Origin of the sequence: Ochrobactrum sp. 19YEA23 (assembly GCF_029909865.1) — a bacterium.
Taxonomy (GTDB): domain Bacteria; phylum Pseudomonadota; class Alphaproteobacteria; order Rhizobiales; family Rhizobiaceae; genus Brucella; species Brucella gambitense.
Map to the genome: position 1 here is coordinate 404,295 of NZ_JASAMQ010000003.1, position 19,631 is coordinate 423,925.

Consider the following 19,631-nt stretch of genomic DNA (forward strand, 5'->3'; position numbering starts at 1 on the left):
TTCTAGAGCGTTCCAGTTAAGATTGAATCGTGGGAAAAATTTCACTGTCCAATGAGCGCTCTGCCAACAGGTGCTCGATCAGCGCGCGCGCCGAAGAGGTCAGCTCATCCAGTGAGCGCATACAAAGCGACAAATGCCGTGTGGCCCATGCATCCGTCAGCGGTATTGGCACGATGCCGATTGTTGTCATCATGCGATGCGCGACCAGTTCCGGAATGATCGCCAGACCGACGCCTGCGGCCACCATCGGGCAGATGCTCTCGAAAGTGCGCAAACGTGTGCGCGTCTTCAGCTTGACACCAAGGCGTGCCGCGTGGGATTCGATGTGATCGTAAAGTGCGCCTGAATAGAGCCCGATGAACGGTTCATGGAGGATATCAGCAAGGCATGCCGATTTTCTGCCGGCAAGTGGGTGCTGCTGCCCGGCAATGAGGACCAGCCTGTCTGTGGTGAAGGGGAGGAGAACCAACCCGGTGGTATCGACAGCATCCGACAGGATGCCGATCTCGACAAAGCCGCCGGAAACGGACCGTGCGATTTCCGCACTCTGTCGTTCTTTCAGCTCAACATCGATCTGCGGATTATCCGCCATGAACCGGGCAAGTCGTGCCGGGAGGTATTCGGTCACGGATGCCGTGTTGGCCGCAACGCGCACAGTGGAGCGCATGCCCTTGGCATGGGTGATGAGATCGGCATGCATGTCAGTCATCTGGCGGAGCACGAGGCGCGCATGATGCGCAAGCGCTTCGCCTGCCGCAGTGAGCGTGACGCCACGTCTGCCGCGTTCGAGAAGCTTGACCTCGCCGATGGTTTCCATGTCGCGCAAGCGTTCGCTTGCCGAGGGCAGGGCGAGCCCCACTTCCGATGCGCCGTGCGTAATGCTTCCGGCGTCGGCAACGGCGATGAAAAGGCGAAGGTCTGTAAGGTCGAAACGCATGCTTGTTTATCGCCCATATTGTGCCTTCGGTAAAGCCGAAGGCACAATATGGAACTTCCGCATTTCGCAAAATGAGGATTTCTTTATAGCGAAAGCATGACCCAATCAGCCGCACTTATCGTTACGATCACCCTCACTTTCCTTGGCGCGGGCTTTGTCAAAGGCCTGACCGGCATGGGATTGCCAACTGTTGCCATGGGCGTGTTGGGGGCGTTGATTTCACCGCTGACAGCAGCAAGCCTGCTTATTGTTCCGTCATTCATCACGAATGTCTGGCAGCTTCTGGCCGGGCCGAGTTTTCGTGCGCTGGCTCTGCGCCTTTGGGCCATGATGCTGGCAATCATCGCCGGAACATGGATCGGCACGTTCATGCTGGTCGGTGGCGAGACGAGCCTGACCACCGCGATGCTTGGTGCATGTCTTGTCGTATATGCTGGGTATACCCTGCTCGCCCGGCAGTGGCATGTCGCGTCGCAGCATGAGGTCTGGCTGTCGCCGCTGATTGGTCTCCTGACCGGCTTGATCGCCGGTGCGACAGGCGTGTTTGTCATCCCCGCCGTTCCCTATCTGCAGGCACTTGGGCTGAAGAAAGACGATCTGGTGCAGGCATTGGGGTTGTCCTTCACGATATCGACCATTGCACTCGCCATCGGGCTTTCGTCCCGTCAGGCTTATAGCGGCGATATTCTTCTCATTTCGCTCGCTGCCGTCCTGCCTGCGCTGGCAGGCATGGGGCTTGGACAGGTTTTTCGTCAGAAAATAAGCCCGGAACGGTTTCGCCTCTGGTTTCTCGTCGGGCTTATGCTATTGGGAACGGAAATGCTGGTGAGACCGATATTCTTGTTAAGCTTTCAATAGCGGAAGAATTTTCTTTTCCCCTCCGATACATACGGATTTGCTTTCTTGTTCGCATATGCCGGAGACAGGATACTCACGCTCATGGAAGCGGGATCTGTTGCAGTTCCCGGGAAAGCTCGGAATAGACAGGCCGCCTCTGGCTGTAGTGTGACATGACCCGACATAAATCTCCTGACCATAACGGGTCGCCTGCGTCGCGATTCCGGCTGTTTAATCCGATGCTTGCGGGCGCAACGCTGCGCGAGCGCGCCATTGCCTGCATTGGTGCGCTGGTTGGCATCGCTCTCACCGGTTTCGTCTCGGGTTTTCTGCTGGGCAACGGCCCGCATCTTCCGTTGATCGTTGCACCTATCGGCGCATCGGCTGTGCTGCTGTTTGCGGTGCCGAACAGTCCGCTGGCGCAACCATGGTCGATCATCGGTGGCAATACGATTTCTGCGCTGGTGGGTGTGATCGTCGCTCGCTATGTCAGCGACCCGGCGCTCGCCATCGGTCTTGGCGTTTCACTGGCAATCGCAGCCATGTCGGTCACCCGCAGTCTCCACCCGCCGGGCGGCGCTGCTGCTCTGACGGCTGTGCTGGGTGGTCAGGCGGTCGCAAGCTGGGGGCTGTGGTTCCCGCTCGTGCCGGTCGGTTTCAATTCCTGTCTGCTGGTGGGGCTGGGTATCCTGTTCCACAAGCTCTCCCGTCGGAAGTATCCGCATAATGTGGCCGCCGCGCCGGTGAGCATGCACGCAACGAAGGACTTGCCGCCCTCCGTTCGGGCAGGCATCCGCGAAGAGGATATCGACGAGGCGCTGAACACGCTGGACGAGAGCTTCGACATCGACCGCAATGATCTTGGCCGGTTGTTGCGACAGGTTGAGTTGCAGGCATCGATCCGCGCTCATGGCGATCTGACCTGTGCCGATATCATGTCGCGCGATGTTATCAGCATTGGCGAAGACGATTCCGCCGATCAGGCCCGCAATCTGCTGTTGCGCCATCGTATCCTGACCTTGCCAGTGACGGGTTCTGATGGACGGCTCACCGGCATGGTGGGTTTGCGCGAATTGATTCAGCCGGGCGAAAGCCTGAAAGATCATGTGATCCCGGCCATTACGGCTGGGCCGGATGATGCCGCATTAAGCTTGCTTCCAGTCCTGACGGATGGTCTTACCCATGTGGCCGTGATCGTGGACGAGAACAGATTTGTGGTTGGCGTCGTGTCGAAAAGTGATCTTCTCAGCGCCATTGCACGTGTTTTGCCGCAAGCGGCTTCATCTTCCATCCGGGCCGCAGCCTGACATTTCAATAGGGCCGCATGTTCTTGTTCTTACCTGTTTTCGGCATGGCTTCTCATGGCCCTGCCGGAAATACGCTATTGAATAAAAAGCAGATTTTGGGCAGGGTCGACTCCCAAGACAATGTCGGTGAGTGAATATGTCCGTCCAGCGCGCAAGTTTCTATATTCTTCTGGCGCTCGTCACGATCGCCTTCGCCTGGCTGCTTATCCCTTATTACACAGCGGTCCTTTGGGCGATCATTCTTGCCGTCATCTTCTATCCCGTTCAGCAGTATCTCGTGCGGCTTTTGCGCGGACGGCGCAATTTTGCAGCCTTTCTGTCGGTGCTGATGTGTATTTGTCTGGTCATCATTCCGGTGCTGATCATTTTCAGCTCGCTGGTTCAGGAAGGAAACTCTCTGTACCAACGGCTGAGCAGTCGCGAATTCGACCTCAACAGCTACATCACCAGCATCCTATCCGTGCTGCCAGATTCGCTGGAAGACTGGCTCAAACGTTTCGAGCTTGGCAGTTTCGCCGAATGGCGTTCGCGTATTTCAGCGACAATTCTGCAAGGCAGTCAGCTTTTCGCCGGTCGTCTCGTTAGCTTTGGCCAGAACACGCTGCAATTTTTCATCGGTTTTGGCATCATGCTCTATCTGCTGTTCTTCTTGTTCCGAGACGGTGCGGACCTTGGACGCAGAATCCGGCAGGCCATTCCGCTGAGCGACGACTATACGCGCCAGTTTCTGGAAAAATTTACCGCTGTCATCCGCGCGACGGTCAAGGGCAACATCATCATCGCAATCATTCAGGGCGCTATTGGCGGCGTCGCTTTCTGGCTATTGGGCATCGAAGCCGCCCTGTTGTGGGGCGTGATGATGACCTTCTTCTCCATGCTGCCAGCAGTCGGTGCGGCGCTGGTCTGGGTGCCAGCCGCCGTGTGGTTCTTCGTCAGCGGCGATTGGGGCAAGGGCGTCATTCTCGTGCTGATCGGAACGCTGATTATCGGCCTCGTGGATAATCTGCTGCGCCCTCCGCTGGTCGGCAAGGGCACGCGCATGCCGGATTATGTGGTGCTGATATCGACGGTTGGCGGCATTTCGCTCGTTGGCATCAATGGCTTCGTTATCGGGCCGTTGATTGCCGCCATGTTCATTGCCGCATGGTCGCTACTTGCCGAAGAGCAGAAGGACAAGCCCATCGCCGCCGACGGTCCCAAACCGTCGGTAGTGAAGGTGAGACGCTCGAAATAATCAAGGATCAGGCGACTTTGAGCGTTTCTACGGGCAGGCCGGTATCGGTCATCTTGTTGTCGATGCCGTTTTCATCAAGGAACTGCTTCATCTCCGCATAGGTTTCAAACCATGCACGGTTGTATTTGTCGAATAGCGACTGATCCCAGTAATCTTCCAGACGGAACGGCTTGTCGCTGAAAACGTCATAGCTCGGAATCTTGTAAGTCTCGGCAAATTCGGCCGTGCGGCTGTCATAGGTGAAATAGATCGACGGCACGCCATTGGCGAGCGCCATCAGATTGCCGTGCAGGCGATAGCCAAGCACCAACTGTTGCTGGCGTACTAGGTTTTCATAATCGGCCACAACATCGGAATAGAACATCCTGTTGCGGTAGAGTTTTTCGATTTCTTCGTCGAAGTACCAGTCGGCGGTCCAGCGATGGCCTTTCAGTGCGGCGATGGCCTCTTCCTTCTGCTCGGGCGTGCCGAACACCATCTTTTTCTCGTCGATCTCGCCTTGGGCCATCAGCGTGACATCGAAGCGCCGCGCCATTGTCTTGATGAGATCGCGGTGGCGGGTGAGATATTGTTCAATGTCCTGCGCATAGGCGGGCGAAACCTCACGGCGCACCGTGACGCCAACCTTCTGGACACTGTCGAGTGGCGGCAGCTTGATGCGCAAATGCTGGTTGTTGCGGCGGAAAGCCGTGGGGCAGCCGATGATGCGCACATTGTGAATGCCGATATCGTTCAGCACCTGCGCCGTATATGCGCCGCGCACGCCAATGGAGACGGTCGAATCCGCGATGATGCGTAGTACGGCTTTGGTTTCTTCTGAAAGTTCCAGCGCGCCCTTGGAGGGGGCCTGCGCGCCGATGCCAAACGCGATGACCGGCAGTTTCAGCCGTTGCATAACGGCAATGCTCTCGCGCCAGTTCATGTCCTTGTTCACATAGTTCGACCCGCGCAGAATGACATAGTCATAATCCTCGCGCAGCTGGTCGATCTTTTCCGGCGAATAAGCGGTTATGGGAAGCTCGGACGCCTTTTCATAGTTCATCAGCTTGAGCGATGACTCGAATACGAAGGCATCGCCAATATTGTGATAGTGATTGATGCTGCCCTGCACGTCGGTGTGACGATACCAGCGCACATTGTCGTGGTCATACACTTCTCCAGCGGGAATCATCACGAGGGCGCGGGGGGCACGGGCCATTCGGTTTTCCTTTAGTTTTAGTTCAGGTAAGCCAGGCTCAGCTTGCCTGAGAGAGGACAGTTTCACTCACTGCCGGCTTCGGTTTGCGAGGCTTCGCCTCACGCAGTCGATTATAAAGGTCGAGATGCTCTTTGGCGCAATCAACATAGTGTACAGGACGACGGATGGAATTGTGAAGTCGATCCCAGATGCTCGGTTCGCTTAGAACTTCTGTGAAACGGTCGGCGAGATCTTCAGCGCTGCGGACGCGGAAATGCAGCCCGTCTTCACCATCGCGGATTTTCTCGGCCATGCCGCCAATATTGGAGCAGATGACCGGGCGGCGGTGATGCAAGGCTTCCTGAATGACGATGGGCGAGTTTTCCCACCAGATCGACGGCATCACCACCCAGTCTACCGACTGCATGAGACGCGGCATTTCCGCATTCTGGTAAGCACCATAAAAACGCACGCGAGGACCGGCTTCTTCGATCAGTTTCTGCATCCGCTCCTGAAAGGCAGGCGGCTGCTTTTCCAGATTGCCTCCGAAAATCATCAGGCGGGAATCTTCACCCCACACCTGTTCTGGAACACGCGATACCGCATCCACCAGTACATCGATGCCCTTGAACGGATTAATCTGGCCGAAAAAGGCAAAGCGGCTGCGGCGCGGGTTCGGGCCGGTCAGTTCGCGCGGCGGCGTAACCTCGCGAATGGCGATGCCGTTCTCGATGACAGCCATCTTGTCGGGGCTCAGCCCCCATTCGTGATAGCGGTTTGCCAGAAATTGGCTTGGCGAGATGAAGGCATCGGCCAGCTCCAGCATCCCGCGCACAAAGCGCTCACGCTTGAGGAACCGTGCTGGCGGAACCTGCGGAAAGCAAGCGTGGCAATCAATGGGCGAGGCCTCGTTGCAAAGCTTCGAGGTTCCGGCTTTCACCATCTGGCCGTCATTGTTACAGATCGACAGGAATTCGTGGAACGTGACCAGAATGATGCGATCTGGCAGGGCCTCGCGGATTGCATAAAGCGTTTCCAGTCCGAGCCCCATCACATGATGGAAATGCACGATATCCGGATCGAAATCGCGCACGAAACGCAATAGATCGCGACGGATTTCGTCTGTGTTCTTGTTCGACAGATAGAAGTGATCATACTCGTCGGCGTGAAACAGGATTTCATCGCTGGCGCGGCGCATGCTCATCAATGCCGTGGTGCCGTGGCGTGGGATCGGGTGTCCGGCGCGGGCCAGATAGACCGATTGCACGCCGGGAATGGCATTCAAACCCTTATGCAGATTATAGGATGCGATTTCACCCCCACCGAGCGAGATCGACGGGTGGGCGTGCGAGATGACCAGAACGCGGAGTTTATCGCTCATGCGGGTTCCTCAATCTGTGCGCTGCGCCTGCCAGAAAGAATATTCGACCAGCGAGCATCAAAGACCTGACGGTCGATTCGCTCGATCAATGCGATGGTTGATGCTCTGTCAGTGACTGACACATCGTCGGAACCGAGCATCTGCGCCGATGGCAGCCAGTAGGAGCGCAAGCCGGACTGTTTCAGTTTCAAGCCAAGATCGAGGCCTTTTTCATGCGTGCCGAGATAGCCGCGCGTGAAGCCGCCGACTGAAAACAGTGCATCACGCGGCAGAATGCAGCATTCGAAGGTGGCTGTGGCGACTTCTGTGAGTGACATGCCGGAAACGGAATCCATCGGATAACCGGCATAGCGGCTGATGAGGGCTCGATCTGATTGCGGCCCGGCAACCCAGGTTCCGGCCCAGCGTATGGAGTCGTCTTCGTAAACGAGTGTTGGCGAAAGAACGCAGTCGTGATGTGCATCATAAGCCGTGACGAGCTTGTTCAGCCAGCCTGCACGCCGTGGCAAAAGCGAGCCTGCCAGAAAGACCACCTTGTCGGTTGTTACGGCGCGCGCGCCCACTTCCAGCGCATCGTAAAGGTCTTCCGAACCGCTGGCTGAAACGAGGCGGATGCGCAGGCGATAGAAGTCTGCAAGCCTTCGAACCTGTACTCCGATGCGGTCGATGATTTCCGTCGCGGCTGCAACGACAATCGGCGCGATGCGGGTTTCCGGATCAAGTGCGAGCAGCGCCAGCAGAGGCTCGATCTCTTCCACGCGTTCATCGACACCGATGATGATCGCCAGATTGGCAGCGTGGTTTACCGCATCTTCGAACGGGCCAAGATCGACGACGCCGAACACTTCCGGCGCCGGACGGCTGACCCCGCTCAGCAGCGGAACCAGCTGCTGATCGACAATGTGGCGCAGCGCCCAGGCATTGGGGTCGGTTGCGCGTATCTGCCGGACAATCGCATCGCGTGACGTGACACGGGTCGGCGTCAGTGGATGAAAGGCGCGGCGTCCATCGCTGATGGCAAGCTCGATATAAAACGGTGATGTGCTATCGCCAGCAAGCTCTGGCGCAAAGGCCACGAAACCATGCGCGTGACGATTGGGGTCGAGACCGGCATTGAAGGGCGGTTGATTGTCGAACTCGCGAGTGACATCTGGACGGTCGTAACGGGTCCAGGTGCCGTCGACCTGTATCTCGCCGCGATGGCGGCGCAGCTTGACGCTTTCCACATGGCTGTCGGGGTCGAGCAGCCAACCAGAAACCAGAATGCCGCTGCCCTCGACGCGGAACACGTTGTCGATGCCAAGCCGCACCGGGAAGGGCAGGCCAGAGACAGTCTCGCCGCCGTCGAAACGATTGGCCGCCGAGCGTAGCCGGAGCAGAATATCTGTCGAACTGCGCACGCGCGGCAGGATGGCGCGAATGTGTCCCGGCGTCTCACGCGATCCGGCCAGCAGCCTGCGATCATAGACTTCCGTGAAGCGCCAGCCGCGTCGTCCGCGAAACAGAAGCCGCTCAATATCGTTCGGTTCCACCAGCTCATTGGCGAGCAGCAAACCGGCAAAACCCGACGCCTGATCGTTGAGATCGGGGCGCGCGAAAACGCTGATCGAACATTCTGCCAGCGAAGAGTTTTTACCGCTGATGAGAAGTCGTGTGACGGCGGGCGTCAAATCCTGCGCCCAGCCCTGAACGAAAATTTCGCCTTCGTCGCTACCGCCAATCAATTCGATACAGCCATCGGAGCGCGCTCCGACCTGCAGTAAAACGGTGATCGCAGCAAGCTTCTTGCGCCCAATAGGACCGGAGATCAGCCCTTCCACCAGTTCATCGATGACGGTTGGCAGGCTTGGCCCGGCAAGATCGCCGATCATGGCGACGAAATCGGCGACAGGTGCGGCGCGCGAGGCGAAATTATAGCGCGCCACCTTGGCCTTATGCTGGAACATCACCGTCTTGAGGATGCCCCGGCGCAAGATGCCAGTTGGCACAATGGCCACGAAGCCATGGGTTCCAGCAGGCGACGGCTCTTTCAGCGGCCAGGTGACGAGGTTCACCTTGACGCTGAGCGCCGGATCGCCATTCAGAAAGGCCGTGACCTGATCGCCGCTCGCATTGCCGATGCCGAGCACAAGCAAAAGCGTTTCCTCGATCACACAGCCGACAACCATCTCGCCTTCCATCATCATGGGCGGGCGTTCCGATGGTCGGGCAGGTTTTGCTGCCGGTTGCTGCGTGGCGGGTCTTTCGTCTTGCGTCATGGGTTTCCCCTCAGCGCATCACGAAAAGGGTCAGGATGGCGCCTGCGACAAAGCCCGCCATAACGTACATCAGCATGAACAGCAGCTTCACATCGCCACCGGCGCGTTTGCGCACGTCGTCCATGCGTTTTTCAAGCCCTGCGACCACACCATCCATACGCATGATATGCACGTCGAGTTCGGTCATGCGCTGATGCAAATCGGTACGCAGGCCATCGACCGAGGCGGCGATGTCTCCCATTTCGGCGGGCGCAGCATTGCCTGAACTGTCGAGCACCGGAGCCACGCGCTGCAGCGAACGCTGATTAACCTGCAACTGGCGTTGCGCGGCCATCAACATGTCGAGCTTATCCAGAATGCGGGTCATCGGCGCTGCAATGAGCGCTTCAGCGGCCTGTTCGTCGGGTTTCGGCACACGCAGTTTCTGCTCATTGCCTGCCGCATTGGCTGCGACGACAACAAGCTCACCGGCGCGGGCGGCTGCAAATTGTGGCAGCATCACTTCGAAAGCATGCAGGCCGTCGCCAATGCCGTTGCGTTTCAGGTCGGGACGTTCCTTGTCCGCCGGTGCTTCCGCGATGGGCTTATCATCGAGCAGAACGCGGATCAAAAGCCGTTCGGTGGGCGCTCCGGGATCGAACGCCCAGCCGTAAAGGCGGCCTTCCTCGATGGCGTCAACGCGTCCTTTCATGGCTTCGGTCCTCTGAGGTGCGGCGGATGCAGCCTGTGCTGCTGCCGGTTTTGCTGCCCCTTCGGTTGGAACTTTGGTCGCGATGTTCATGATCTACCTCTTATGCTGCCTCGACACGGGCCGTACGCAATGTCCCGATCAGATCGAGATAGTGCGAAGCCGTCGTGTCGATGGTGTCCGGATGGCGTGCATTGTCGCTGAGTGACTGACGCAGCTCCGGGTTTTCCGCCATGCGGCGCATGGCTTCCGCCAGCGCCTGCGGATCATTGGGCGGAACGGTCAGGCCGTTTACGCCGTCCGTAATCATTTCAGCCATGCCGCCGATATTGGAACAGATGACCGGGCAATCCTGTCCCTGTGCTTCCTGAATGACGAGGGGCGCATTTTCCCACCAGATCGACGGCATGATGGCGCAATCGACGGTGCGGATCAGTTTCGCGATATCTTCACGCCGATAAGCGCCACGCCGTTGCACGAAAGGGGCTGTTTCAGCGAAGAGCTGGTCGATTTCGCTGACAAAACTCTCGCTTTGAAACGGTGCCGCGCCATGCACGCGCAATTCGAAATCGAAGCTTTCGTTGATCAGCTGCTGCGCTGCCCGGAGCAGAACAGGCGCACCCTTCCATGGGTTCAGATTGCCGAAATAACCGAACACAGGTTTGGTTCGTTCGCGACGTGGGGTGTTGATCGCAGGACGTTCCGGTTGGCCGTTTGGGATGACACTGATCAAATTTTCCGACAGACCCCAGTCAACATAACGTTGCTTGAGGAATTCACTCGGGGATACGAAGGCATCAACGGCGGTCAACAGCGACTTGATGTGGCGTTCGCGCAGCACGAATTTGTCGAGCGCGATGTCCTTGAAACAGGCATGGCAGCGATCCGGGCTGGCACCGTAACAAAGTTCCTTGCCCGTCGTACGCACCATCAGGCCGTCGTGGTGACAGATCGGGTAATAGTCGTGCAATGTCAGGACGATACGGCAATTCGGTAATGTGCGTCGAACAATATGCGGAAATTCTGCGCCGAGCAGCAGAAGGTGGTGAAGATGCACCACATCCGGTCGAAAATCCTTCAGCAGTTCCACAATGTCCGGCACGATACCGTAGAGATCGACCTGGCTCATGTTGAACCGGTCGAAATGACCAGACCAGAGCAAGATTTCATCACCGCCATTGCCGATGCTCTGAAAGCTCGTTCCCGGGCGTTCCTGACGGTGAACCTTGTTGGTGGCTCCCAGAAACAATGCTTCGCAACCCGCACGCTGATAGGCGCGAAACAGGTCATGGGCGAAGATTTCCGTCCCGCCGGGATGCAGCGAGGGATGATTATGAGCGGCGACGAGCACGCGTTGGGCCATCAGGCAGCGCCTCCGCGTGTCGCGATGAACAGATCCTGATAATGGTCGGATGCGATCCCACGCCAGTGGCCGAATGACTTCAGTTCCAGTGTCAGGCCGACACCCGCCAGAGCTCGATCCAGAAAGCCATTCTCAAAGCCGACTGCCGCGAGTGGTGGAAGTTCCGGCACGTACCAGCACGGGCCTGCACCGCTGCGTTCGAAACTGAGGCGTGGGTCTCGCTTGCCATGGCGGTCGCGCGCAGCAATGTCGTCGACAACAAAAGCCGTCATGAACAGTTTGCCGCCGGGCGCCAGCACACGGGCGATCTCCCGCAGATAGACTTTGACTTCGTCAGCGGCGAGATGCGTCACCACTGACGTCATGATAACGAAATCGATACTCTTGTCCGGAAACGGCAGGACAAGGTGATGCCCGTCGACAGCGCCACGCGGATTATAGAGCGCGTGTGCGATATCAATATGCTGGAACTGGAAGTTTGGATAAAGCGCGCTGATGTGCTGACGGCACCAGTTCGTGCCGCCCGCTACCGGATCAATACCCGCATAACGCCCTTTGGCCGGATCGAGATATTGCGTCAGCGGCACAGCCATGCGTCCGATGCCTGATCCGATATCGAGAACGCGCGCATCGGGCTTGAGACCACCTTTGCGGATGAAGTGACCGAGAAACTCTGCACCCACAGCCCGGAAATCGCCGTCGCCCACAAACACGCTGTTGGGGTCAGGCGAGGGCAGGAAGCGGTTCTTCAAGACGGCGCGTGTCAGCCAGCCGATCTGTTCTTCGGGAATTGGAAGTTTGGTTTCAGGCTGTTTCAGCGCTACCACGTCGGTCAAGCGACGCTCCTTTCATATTTGGCAACGATCACATTGGACGACGGCGCGGTCTGCGTGTCGTCCTCTGGCGGAGCCATCAAGTCGGTGATGTCTTCATCCCAGCGCTGGGTGTGCATCCAGGAATTATATTGGCTGGCGAGGCCGCGCATATAATCAGCGCTGCGGCGGATCGAGCGGCGCTCGAAATGATAGAGCGCGACGGCCGGATCGTAATAAACCTGAAAGCCAAGCTGGCGTATTTTCAGGCAAAGATCACTGTCTTCATAGTCGCCGATGATATAGTCTTCAGTATATCCACCGACGAGATCGAAGATATCCTTGCGCGTTATAAGGCAGGCACCAGTAATGCCGGGCACATCGCGTCCGACAAGGGCAGGCGCATAGCTGCCGGGCATGCCCTTGTAGTAATGATGGTTGAGCCAGACGCCGTGGCGATCACGGGCGAAATAGAGGCCTGCGTGCTGGAGCGAGCCGTCTTCAAACAGAAGTCGGGGGCCGATAGCGCCGAGCCGCTTGTTATCGAAGAGCGGTTGCAGCAGGTCTTGCAGCCAGCCGTGCTTTTCCGGCACGACATCGGAATTCAACATCACAATGGCCGTACCCGTCGCCACGCTCGCACCGGCATTGCAGGCGCGAGCATAACCGCCATTGCGGTTCATGATGACAAGGCGGAATGGCAGGTCGTGCAATATATGCAGGCCACCCAGCATATGCTCGGTATCGTCGTGTATTTCCGGCGAATCGAGAACGAAAATGAGTTCTGCATTGGCGACGATCCAGGGATCGGTTGCCAGTGACGAAAACTGGAAGCGCAGGAAATCCAGATTGCGATAAAGCGGGATGACGATTGACGCGACCGGGTTGGCGGGCGTGGTGCCAAAATCCTTGGTTTCCGCAATGCGCACGGTCGCGCCCAGCTTCTTTTCCACTTCGGTCAGCGCGGGAGCGAGAATGGTCTCAAACACTTTCGGGCGTGCGTGCTGCGGCGGCACGGCGCGCAAGATGCGCTTGCGCTGCTCCGCGGGCTCGAACGGTTGCGGGGCAGGGACCAAGGGTGCGGTTGCGCCGGACGTAAACCGCATCTGGAAACGCGGCTGCAAAAGCGGACCAAGGTTCTTGGCAGCAGGCAGCCAGGCGACGAACCCCGTCACATCGGCCTGTGGGGCATCTTCCCGTTTGGCGATCTTGCCGGGGAATTTGTGGAAATGGGCTTTCAGTGAAATAGCGCTGCCATTGGCAGGCAGATATTCGATGTCGCCCAGCATCGCCGATGGATCGTGATACCAGCCGCCGACGATCAGCCCGTTATCCAGTGCAAGAGCAAGGTCGATTTCCGCCGCCGGGTTATGGCTTGCGGATTGTGTGATCTGGCGCAAAGGAAGAGGAGAACGGCTTTGCAGGTCGATGGCTACAGCCGGGCCACTTTGGCCAAGTTTGGCGAGTTCGCTGACCAGAAATTCGCGCAGATCGGCATTGCCTTGCCATTTGGTCCACCATTTGCCGAAATCCATCGGTTCCGAGGGACCATCGGATAATTTACGGATCGCAACGCCTTTCTGTCCGGTCAGGACGAACAGAAATGATGATGGCAGGGCTTGTGGAGATTCAACCAGAAGATGGCAGGGCTGCCATGCCTTGTGCGATTGCTGGCCGACAGTGAAGCGCGGCGGGATAACGATGACGCTACCATTGCTCACGCCATAGATGGCGGAGATTTCGCCGAGCATCGGATCGACAGCGGTTTCCAGCAGATGATGCCCGCCAACAGGCTGGCCGCAGTTCTGGATTTCGCGCGGTTCCGGCGTCAGCGCCAGCGTGAGGTTGCGAACGAGGGCTGCAAAAGTTTGATTGCGCGACAGGCGAAACGCGCTGCGCCACGTCGTGAGAATGGTCGAAAGCAGCTTGATGTGCCCCGGCAGGGTCAGGTCTGACAGGACGCGCTCGCTATCAAAGGATGCAAGCTCGTTGGCCGGGTAGAGAATGGACTGAACCGTGGGGCCGAGAGAGCCCGCAGACAGAGCGAATTCAACAGGCTCGCTGCCTGTGCGCATAGCCCAGAACATTCGCGTGCCGCCACTTTCCAGCGGAATGCCGACGCTCAGCAGTGGCACCGGTTGGACAGGCATCTCAAGCGCACATTTAGTCGACTGGCGTGCCGGGCTTGGAATGTCCCAGGCGATCACGACAACATCGGCACAAAGGCGGCAAATGGAGAGATTCTCGGGTTTACTTTCCCTGATATCGGCGGTTCTGCCGATATCATTTGCCCCGGTGCCGATTGCAATCTCCGCCGAATGGTCGAGGTTCAATGCGAATACCCTTTCATTCTTATCGGATGCAGGAAAATCAACGAGGAGCCCGCATTCTGATCCGAAAACTGGCAACCACTTTTCGGAATAGGCTTCAAAATCAAAACGTGCCCGGCGGGAGGCTGCCGGGCACGCCATTATTGGATCAATCAGTGAACAGTGAAGTACTGGTCAGGATGCGATTGGATGTCGTCAGCATTGGTGTTCACGAGGGTAACGGTGTCGCCATTGCCGAGATCGACAACGACATTGCCACCAACCTGCGTGACGCGATCGGCAAGATCGTCCGCGGACGAAATATCGAGACCATTGATACCTTTCTGGATCTGAAGGATGTCCTCGCCCGGATTGAAGTCGAGAATGACGTCGTTTCCGCCGCCACCGTTGAACAGGAACGTATCGCTCCCGTTACCACCAATGAGCACGTCGTCGCCGGCGCCGCCATCGAGGATGTCGTTGCCATTGCCGCCATACAGAATGTCATTGTGAGCGCCGCCATAAAGCAGGTCATCGCCGTTGCCGCCCTGGAGAATGTCATCTCCATTGCCGCCATACAGCACGTCGCTGCCATTGCCGCCGCTCAGAATGTCGTTTCCTTCATTGCCGTAAAGAATGTCATTGCCATTCTCGCCGAACAGGATGTCATTACCTGTGCCGCCAAAAAGAATGTCGCTGCCATTCCCGCCGAAGATGGTGTCATTGCCATCCCCTCCGAAGACGAGATCATCGCCGCCATGGGCACGGATGAAATCGTCAAAGCGGGAGCCGAACAACACGTCGTCGTAGGCGCCGCCTTCTAGAGTGGCCATCTGCTTCTCCTTGTGTTCCGTTGGGTTTCACAAGCCGGAATGCTCCGACCATTATGCTCGTAGTAGTCTGATACTTATCTTTGATAAATACAACATCGGAAAATGGTATAATTACAATAATGCCGTGTAACAATTTATTACGAAAGATTTATATTCCACAATTGTGAATTTCTTTTAAAATTACTTTTGTATCAATAATAATTTGTATTTGGATTATATTTGAGAGTAAATTGCTTCAAAATTTGAAACGTCACGGAATTGTCAAGAAAATGTCTATTTTTCAAAGCGATGACGCCGCACATTGTTTCTAATGCGCAGCGTCGCAAAAAACAGAAAATCTGAAATGTCTATGAGGAATACTGTGGAATACAGTTCTCCGAGGGTTGGCGGTCTGGCTTCGAAACGTTCTCAATCAGGGATTTGTCACGGGACAAGTCCAAACCATTCCATTTTGGAACATCTTGCTTGGAGGGGTTTGAAACTTGGAACGCGTAAGTTTTAATCTTCACGGAAGGCGCGGTTTAGACTGTCGGTGATCGGCGACACGATATAGTCGATTGCGCGACGTTCCTTATGCACGATGATGACTTCCGCAGGCATGCCCGGATACATGCGGGCTGTCGGATTGGCAGCCAGTGAATCCGGATTGATTTCTGCACGCGCCACGAAATAAGCCGAGTTGGTTTTGTCATCGATGGTTTGATCAGCGGCAATGTAGGTCAATTTGCCGTCAAATGGCGCCATGGAACGCTGATTATAAGCAGTCAGTTTGATCTGTGCTTTTGAACCAACTGCAACGCTGTCGATATCGTTAGGGCTGACTTTCATTTCCACCAGAAGAGGCTCGTTCTCAGGGACGATATCCATAATCGCTTCGGCAGGCGAGATGACACCGCCCGGTGTGCGCAGGCGAATATTGGCAACGATGCCTTCCTGCGGAGCAAGCACTTCAACGCGACGCATCACATCCTTCGCAGCGATGATCTGCTCTTCTGCGTCCGAGAGTTCGACCTGACTGGTTGTGATCTCACCGGCGATTTCCGATTGCAGATCGCTCTCTATGCCGGAGAGGGCGAATTCCGCGCCAGCCTTGGCTTGTTCGGCCTTGGCCTTGTCGCCGGTATATTCGCCACGGTCGCCCGCAAGCTGGCTTAACCGTGTCTCGATTTCGGTCAGCTTTGACTTCTGTGCGAATCCCTTTTCCACAAGGCTGGCGATGGCCTTGCGCTGCTCTTCAATCAAAGCGATCTGGCGGTCGGTCGCAGCGATCTGTGCTGTCGATGCCTTGGCCTGCTCGGTATATTGTTCGATGGTTTTCTGTTGAATGTCGATCTTGCTTCGCTTTTGCGTTAGCCGCTTTTCGAAGAATATCTGTTCGGCGCGAATGGCATTTTTCGCGTTCTCGCCGCCTTCCTCGAATCTCTCCGGGAAGGTGATTTCGTGCTCGCCCGCTTGTTCCGCTCTCAGGCGCGCCAGCTTGGCGATGAGACCAATCCGGCGGCTTTCCAGCGATTGCAGTTGCGAGCGCGCTTTGGTGGCGTCGAGACGCAAGAGCGGCTGGCCGACCTTGACCAGATCGCCTTCCTGAACCAGCAGTCGGTCGAGAATTCCGCCTTCCAGATGGCTGATCGTCTTGCGCTTCGAATCGACGATGACGGTTCCATTGGCAACGGCGGCACTGCCAAGTTCGGCAGAATAGGCCCAGGCGAAGAAACCACCAAAGGCGACACCAATCGTCGCCATACCGGCGATGATGAGATCGCGCAGCGGAGACTGGTTATCCTCGCGTTCGAGATCATAGGCCCATTCGGGTTTGACGCTGCCGAAGCGGGTGAGCGCCTTGTGGTCGGATGATTCTGCACGCGGCGCGAGCAGATTCGAAACGCGGCGGGGAATGACGGATTTTCCGGTCATGAGTTCACGGCTCCTGCCTGCGGATTATTGTTGCCGGGCGTCAGCGACGCCACGACGTCGGTGCGCGGGCCGAATTGTGTGATACGACCGTTTTCAAGCACGAGCAGTTTGTCGGCGACCTGCATGATAGTCGGGCGATGTGCGATCATGATGACGATAGCGCCATCATCGCGCGCGTGTTCAATGGCGCGCATCAGGGCGCGTTCGCCGATGGCGTCGAGATTGGAATTGGGTTCATCGAGCACGATGAGGCGCGGGCGATTATAGAGGCAGCGCGCCAGGCCGATGCGCTGGCGCTGGCCGCCCGAAAGCGTCAGTCGTCCGTCGCCAACCGGCGTGTCGTAACCGAGCGGCATGCGCCCGATCATTTCATGCACGTCGGCAAGGCGAGCTGCTTCCAGTACGCGGTGCGGGTCGCTGTCGCCCATGCGCGCAATGTTGTCCTTGATGGTGCCATCTAGAAGCGAGACCGACTGCGGGAGATAGCCCGCGATCTCGCCGAATGAGCCACGCTCCCAGAGATAGACATTGTTGCCGTCTAGAAAGACGCCGCCCGCAGTGGGTTTGACGATACCGATGAGCAGGCGCGCCAGCGTGGATTTACCAGCCGCTGAAGGGCCGACCACCCCCAGCACTTCGCCGGGCGAAATCGAAAACGAAATGCCCTTGATGATCGGAACCTCAACGCCGGGTGCGGCATAAATCAGCTTGTCGATCACCAGATCGCCATTGGGGCGTGGGGTTGGCATAGTCTGGCGCACGGCAAGGTTTTCGGACAGCAGCGACTGAACGCGCTTCCAGCTTGCTATGGCGCTGACCCATTGACGCCAGTTCTCGACAATGCGGTCGAAAGGCATCAGCAGTCGACCGATAATGATACTGGTGGCAATCATGGCGCCGGGGGTTATTTCCTGCTGCATGGCGAGCAGCGTACCGATGCCGAGTGAAGCGATCTGGATGATGAAACGTGCCGTGCGCGCAATCGACGACAGCGCTTTGACGCGGGTGCCGCCGAGGTCGAGAACTTCGAGCGCCTGCATCTGCATGGTGCGCCAGCGACGGGCGAGAGCGGGCAACATGCCCATGGCTTCGATGACTTCCGCATGACGCAGGCTGCTGCCGATTTTGGCCACCGCTTCAACATTGGCCTGATTGGCTTCCTGAATGAGATTGCGCGTCAGGAGATCAGTGAGCAGGCCGCAGGCGACCAGAATAACGACGGCTATGACGCCGATGACGCCGAGCATCGGATGCAGCAAAAACAGCACGCCGAGGAAGATTGGCGACCACGCCGCATCAAGAGGTGCATTGATGGCGGGGGAGGTCAGAAAATTGCGCAACTCTGTGAGGTCGCGCAGGGTTTGCGTCGCTTTCGGGAGACCTTGATCGACCGAAGCCTGGATGGCGGCCGTCAACACGGCCAGGTTGAGACGACGCACCAGAGCGGTGCCCATGGCTTGAAACGACAGCGCCCGGATGAACTCCAGAACACCGAAAACGACCATGGCACCGATGGCGAGAATCGTCAGCATGGTCAGCGTGTCGAGACTGCGACTGTTCAGGACGCGGTCGTGAACCTGCAACATGTAGAGTGGTACGGTGAGTTGTAGCAAATTGATACAGGCGCTCAAAAGCACGGCGTAAAGCAGCCCCGAGAGGAAGACGCGCCGAGCCCTGTAAATGAGGCTTTTCGGCGAAACTCCCACTTCGTCGGCGGCTTTTTTGCCGACGGAGCTCTTGCCATTTAGGTTCTTTTGGCCAGTATCGTTCATGCGCGGTCTGCCTTGGTATGGTCACAGGTCGTGGATATCCCTAAAGAGAGTCACCCATCTATCAGTATTATTCAAGTAATACCGCTTAGAATGTGACGGAAAAAAGTTATTACGGCGGGGAAATGCGAAAGGAGACAAGAAAATCTAATTGAAAATTTCTTCAAAATTTGAAGTAAAATTGAAAATGGAGAGTAAAAGATGCAAAAACTTCTGCACGAGGGAGTGGAAGTCGAAACATCAATTGACGGATATTCATCCGTTGATTTTCCTGAAGTAACCGCCGAGAAACAGGAACGCAGAAACCCGGTGCATACAGTCGTAATTACTCATTTCGAACTGGCCCGGATGATTGAAAGAGTGAACCGCCGCTTTGTGAGCCTCCTGAAGACGGAGCTTACCAAGTTGGGGGTAGAGGACATTGGCCCGGCACAGACGCTTGTTCTGATGGCGATTGGCGATGTCGAGCTCACTGTGGGTGAACTACTGGATCGCGGGCACTATGTCGGGTCCAACATTTCCTATTATTTAAAGCAGCTTACCGATGGCGGTTATGTTGATCGTGTTGCCTCGCAGCGAGACAAACGGTCTGCACGCATTCGTCTGACAGACAAGGGTGAACGCCTTTGCCTGAACCTGAAAAACGCCAGCAGGGACTATCATCATATCCTTGCTCGTGATGACGATGATCTTAGAAATCTCGAAATCGCATACCAGACTTTACACAGACTGGAATTGCTGTGGGGCAACGCCGCACGGTATGGCATTTGATGTTGATCGACGAATATCGACCAAAAAACCTACACGTTTTG

The 19,631-nt window shown here is 56.8% G+C and carries 15 protein-coding genes; 4 read left to right on the plus strand and 11 right to left on the minus strand.

Annotated elements, in window-relative coordinates; genetic code table 11:
- Nucleotides 1-16: 16 nt before the first annotated feature.
- On the minus strand, nucleotides 17-937 hold the full coding sequence (locus QBD01_RS10855) for a LysR family transcriptional regulator (RefSeq protein WP_280992782.1): 921 nt from the start codon (nucleotides 935-937) through the stop codon (nucleotides 17-19).
- Between the two features lie 96 nt (nucleotides 938-1,033).
- Between QBD01_RS10855 and QBD01_RS10860 the strand changes: the two genes are divergently transcribed.
- From QBD01_RS10860 to QBD01_RS10870, 3 genes are all read left to right on the plus strand, one after another.
- Entirely contained in the window at nucleotides 1,034-1,795 is a 762-nt protein-coding gene (locus QBD01_RS10860) for a sulfite exporter TauE/SafE family protein (protein ID WP_280992783.1), read from the plus strand.
- 152 nt (nucleotides 1,796-1,947) lie between these two features.
- The gene (locus QBD01_RS10865) at nucleotides 1,948-3,081 is read left to right on the plus strand and encodes an HPP family protein (RefSeq protein ID WP_280992784.1); all 1,134 of its coding nucleotides are present in this window, start codon (nucleotides 1,948-1,950) and stop codon (nucleotides 3,079-3,081) included.
- A 136-nt stretch (nucleotides 3,082-3,217) separates the two neighbouring features.
- Nucleotides 3,218-4,315 carry an AI-2E family transporter gene (locus tag QBD01_RS10870; RefSeq protein WP_280992785.1) on the plus strand — a complete coding sequence of 366 codons (1,098 nt, stop codon included), beginning with the start codon at nucleotides 3,218-3,220 and terminating at the stop codon, nucleotides 4,313-4,315.
- 7 nt (nucleotides 4,316-4,322) lie between these two features.
- Here QBD01_RS10870 and QBD01_RS10875 read toward each other — a convergent pair whose 3' ends face one another.
- From QBD01_RS10875 to QBD01_RS10920, 10 genes are all read right to left on the minus strand, one after another.
- Nucleotides 4,323-5,513: a polysaccharide pyruvyl transferase family protein gene (locus QBD01_RS10875; protein WP_280992786.1), complete on the minus strand. Its 1,191-nt coding sequence runs from the start codon at nucleotides 5,511-5,513 to the stop codon at nucleotides 4,323-4,325.
- Between the two features lie 37 nt (nucleotides 5,514-5,550).
- The gene (locus QBD01_RS10880) at nucleotides 5,551-6,873 is read right to left on the minus strand and encodes a glycosyltransferase family 4 protein (RefSeq protein ID WP_280992787.1); all 1,323 of its coding nucleotides are present in this window, start codon (nucleotides 6,871-6,873) and stop codon (nucleotides 5,551-5,553) included.
- Nucleotides 6,870-9,131, minus strand: coding sequence for a hypothetical protein (locus tag QBD01_RS10885; RefSeq protein WP_280992788.1), 2,262 nt, complete (start codon nucleotides 9,129-9,131; stop codon nucleotides 6,870-6,872). Before QBD01_RS10885 ends, QBD01_RS10880 begins: the two co-directional genes overlap by 4 nt.
- A 10-nt stretch (nucleotides 9,132-9,141) precedes the next feature.
- A complete protein-coding gene (locus QBD01_RS10890) occupies nucleotides 9,142-9,912 on the minus strand; it encodes a hypothetical protein (RefSeq protein WP_182520565.1) in 771 nt (256 codons plus the stop codon).
- A gap of 10 nt (nucleotides 9,913-9,922) precedes the next feature.
- Complete coding sequence (locus QBD01_RS10895; protein ID WP_280992789.1) at nucleotides 9,923-11,182, minus strand: glycosyltransferase family 4 protein; 1,260 nt, start codon at nucleotides 11,180-11,182, stop codon at nucleotides 9,923-9,925.
- Nucleotides 11,182-12,018, minus strand: coding sequence for a class I SAM-dependent methyltransferase (locus QBD01_RS10900; protein ID WP_280992790.1), 837 nt, complete (start codon nucleotides 12,016-12,018; stop codon nucleotides 11,182-11,184). Before QBD01_RS10900 ends, QBD01_RS10895 begins: the two co-directional genes overlap by 1 nt.
- Nucleotides 12,015-14,327, minus strand: a complete 2,313-nt coding sequence (locus tag QBD01_RS10905; RefSeq protein WP_280992791.1) for a glycosyltransferase family 2 protein — start codon at nucleotides 14,325-14,327, stop codon at nucleotides 12,015-12,017. The genes QBD01_RS10900 and QBD01_RS10905 overlap by 4 nt, the downstream gene beginning before the upstream one ends.
- 149 nt (nucleotides 14,328-14,476) lie before the next feature.
- Nucleotides 14,477-15,136, minus strand: coding sequence for a calcium-binding protein (locus QBD01_RS10910; RefSeq protein ID WP_280992792.1), 660 nt, complete (start codon nucleotides 15,134-15,136; stop codon nucleotides 14,477-14,479).
- A 498-nt stretch (nucleotides 15,137-15,634) separates the two neighbouring features.
- The gene (locus tag QBD01_RS10915; protein WP_280992793.1) at nucleotides 15,635-17,050 is read right to left on the minus strand and encodes an HlyD family type I secretion periplasmic adaptor subunit; all 1,416 of its coding nucleotides are present in this window, start codon (nucleotides 17,048-17,050) and stop codon (nucleotides 15,635-15,637) included.
- Complete coding sequence (locus QBD01_RS10920; protein WP_280992794.1) at nucleotides 17,047-18,822, minus strand: type I secretion system permease/ATPase; 1,776 nt, start codon at nucleotides 18,820-18,822, stop codon at nucleotides 17,047-17,049. The genes QBD01_RS10915 and QBD01_RS10920 overlap by 4 nt, the downstream gene beginning before the upstream one ends.
- A 198-nt stretch (nucleotides 18,823-19,020) precedes the next feature.
- Here QBD01_RS10920 and QBD01_RS10925 point away from each other — a divergent pair, with 198 nt between their 5' ends.
- Nucleotides 19,021-19,590 (plus strand): MarR family transcriptional regulator, encoded by a 570-nt coding sequence (locus tag QBD01_RS10925; RefSeq protein WP_182520559.1) that lies wholly within the window; start codon nucleotides 19,021-19,023, stop codon nucleotides 19,588-19,590.
- Nucleotides 19,591-19,631: the final 41 nt, after the last annotated feature.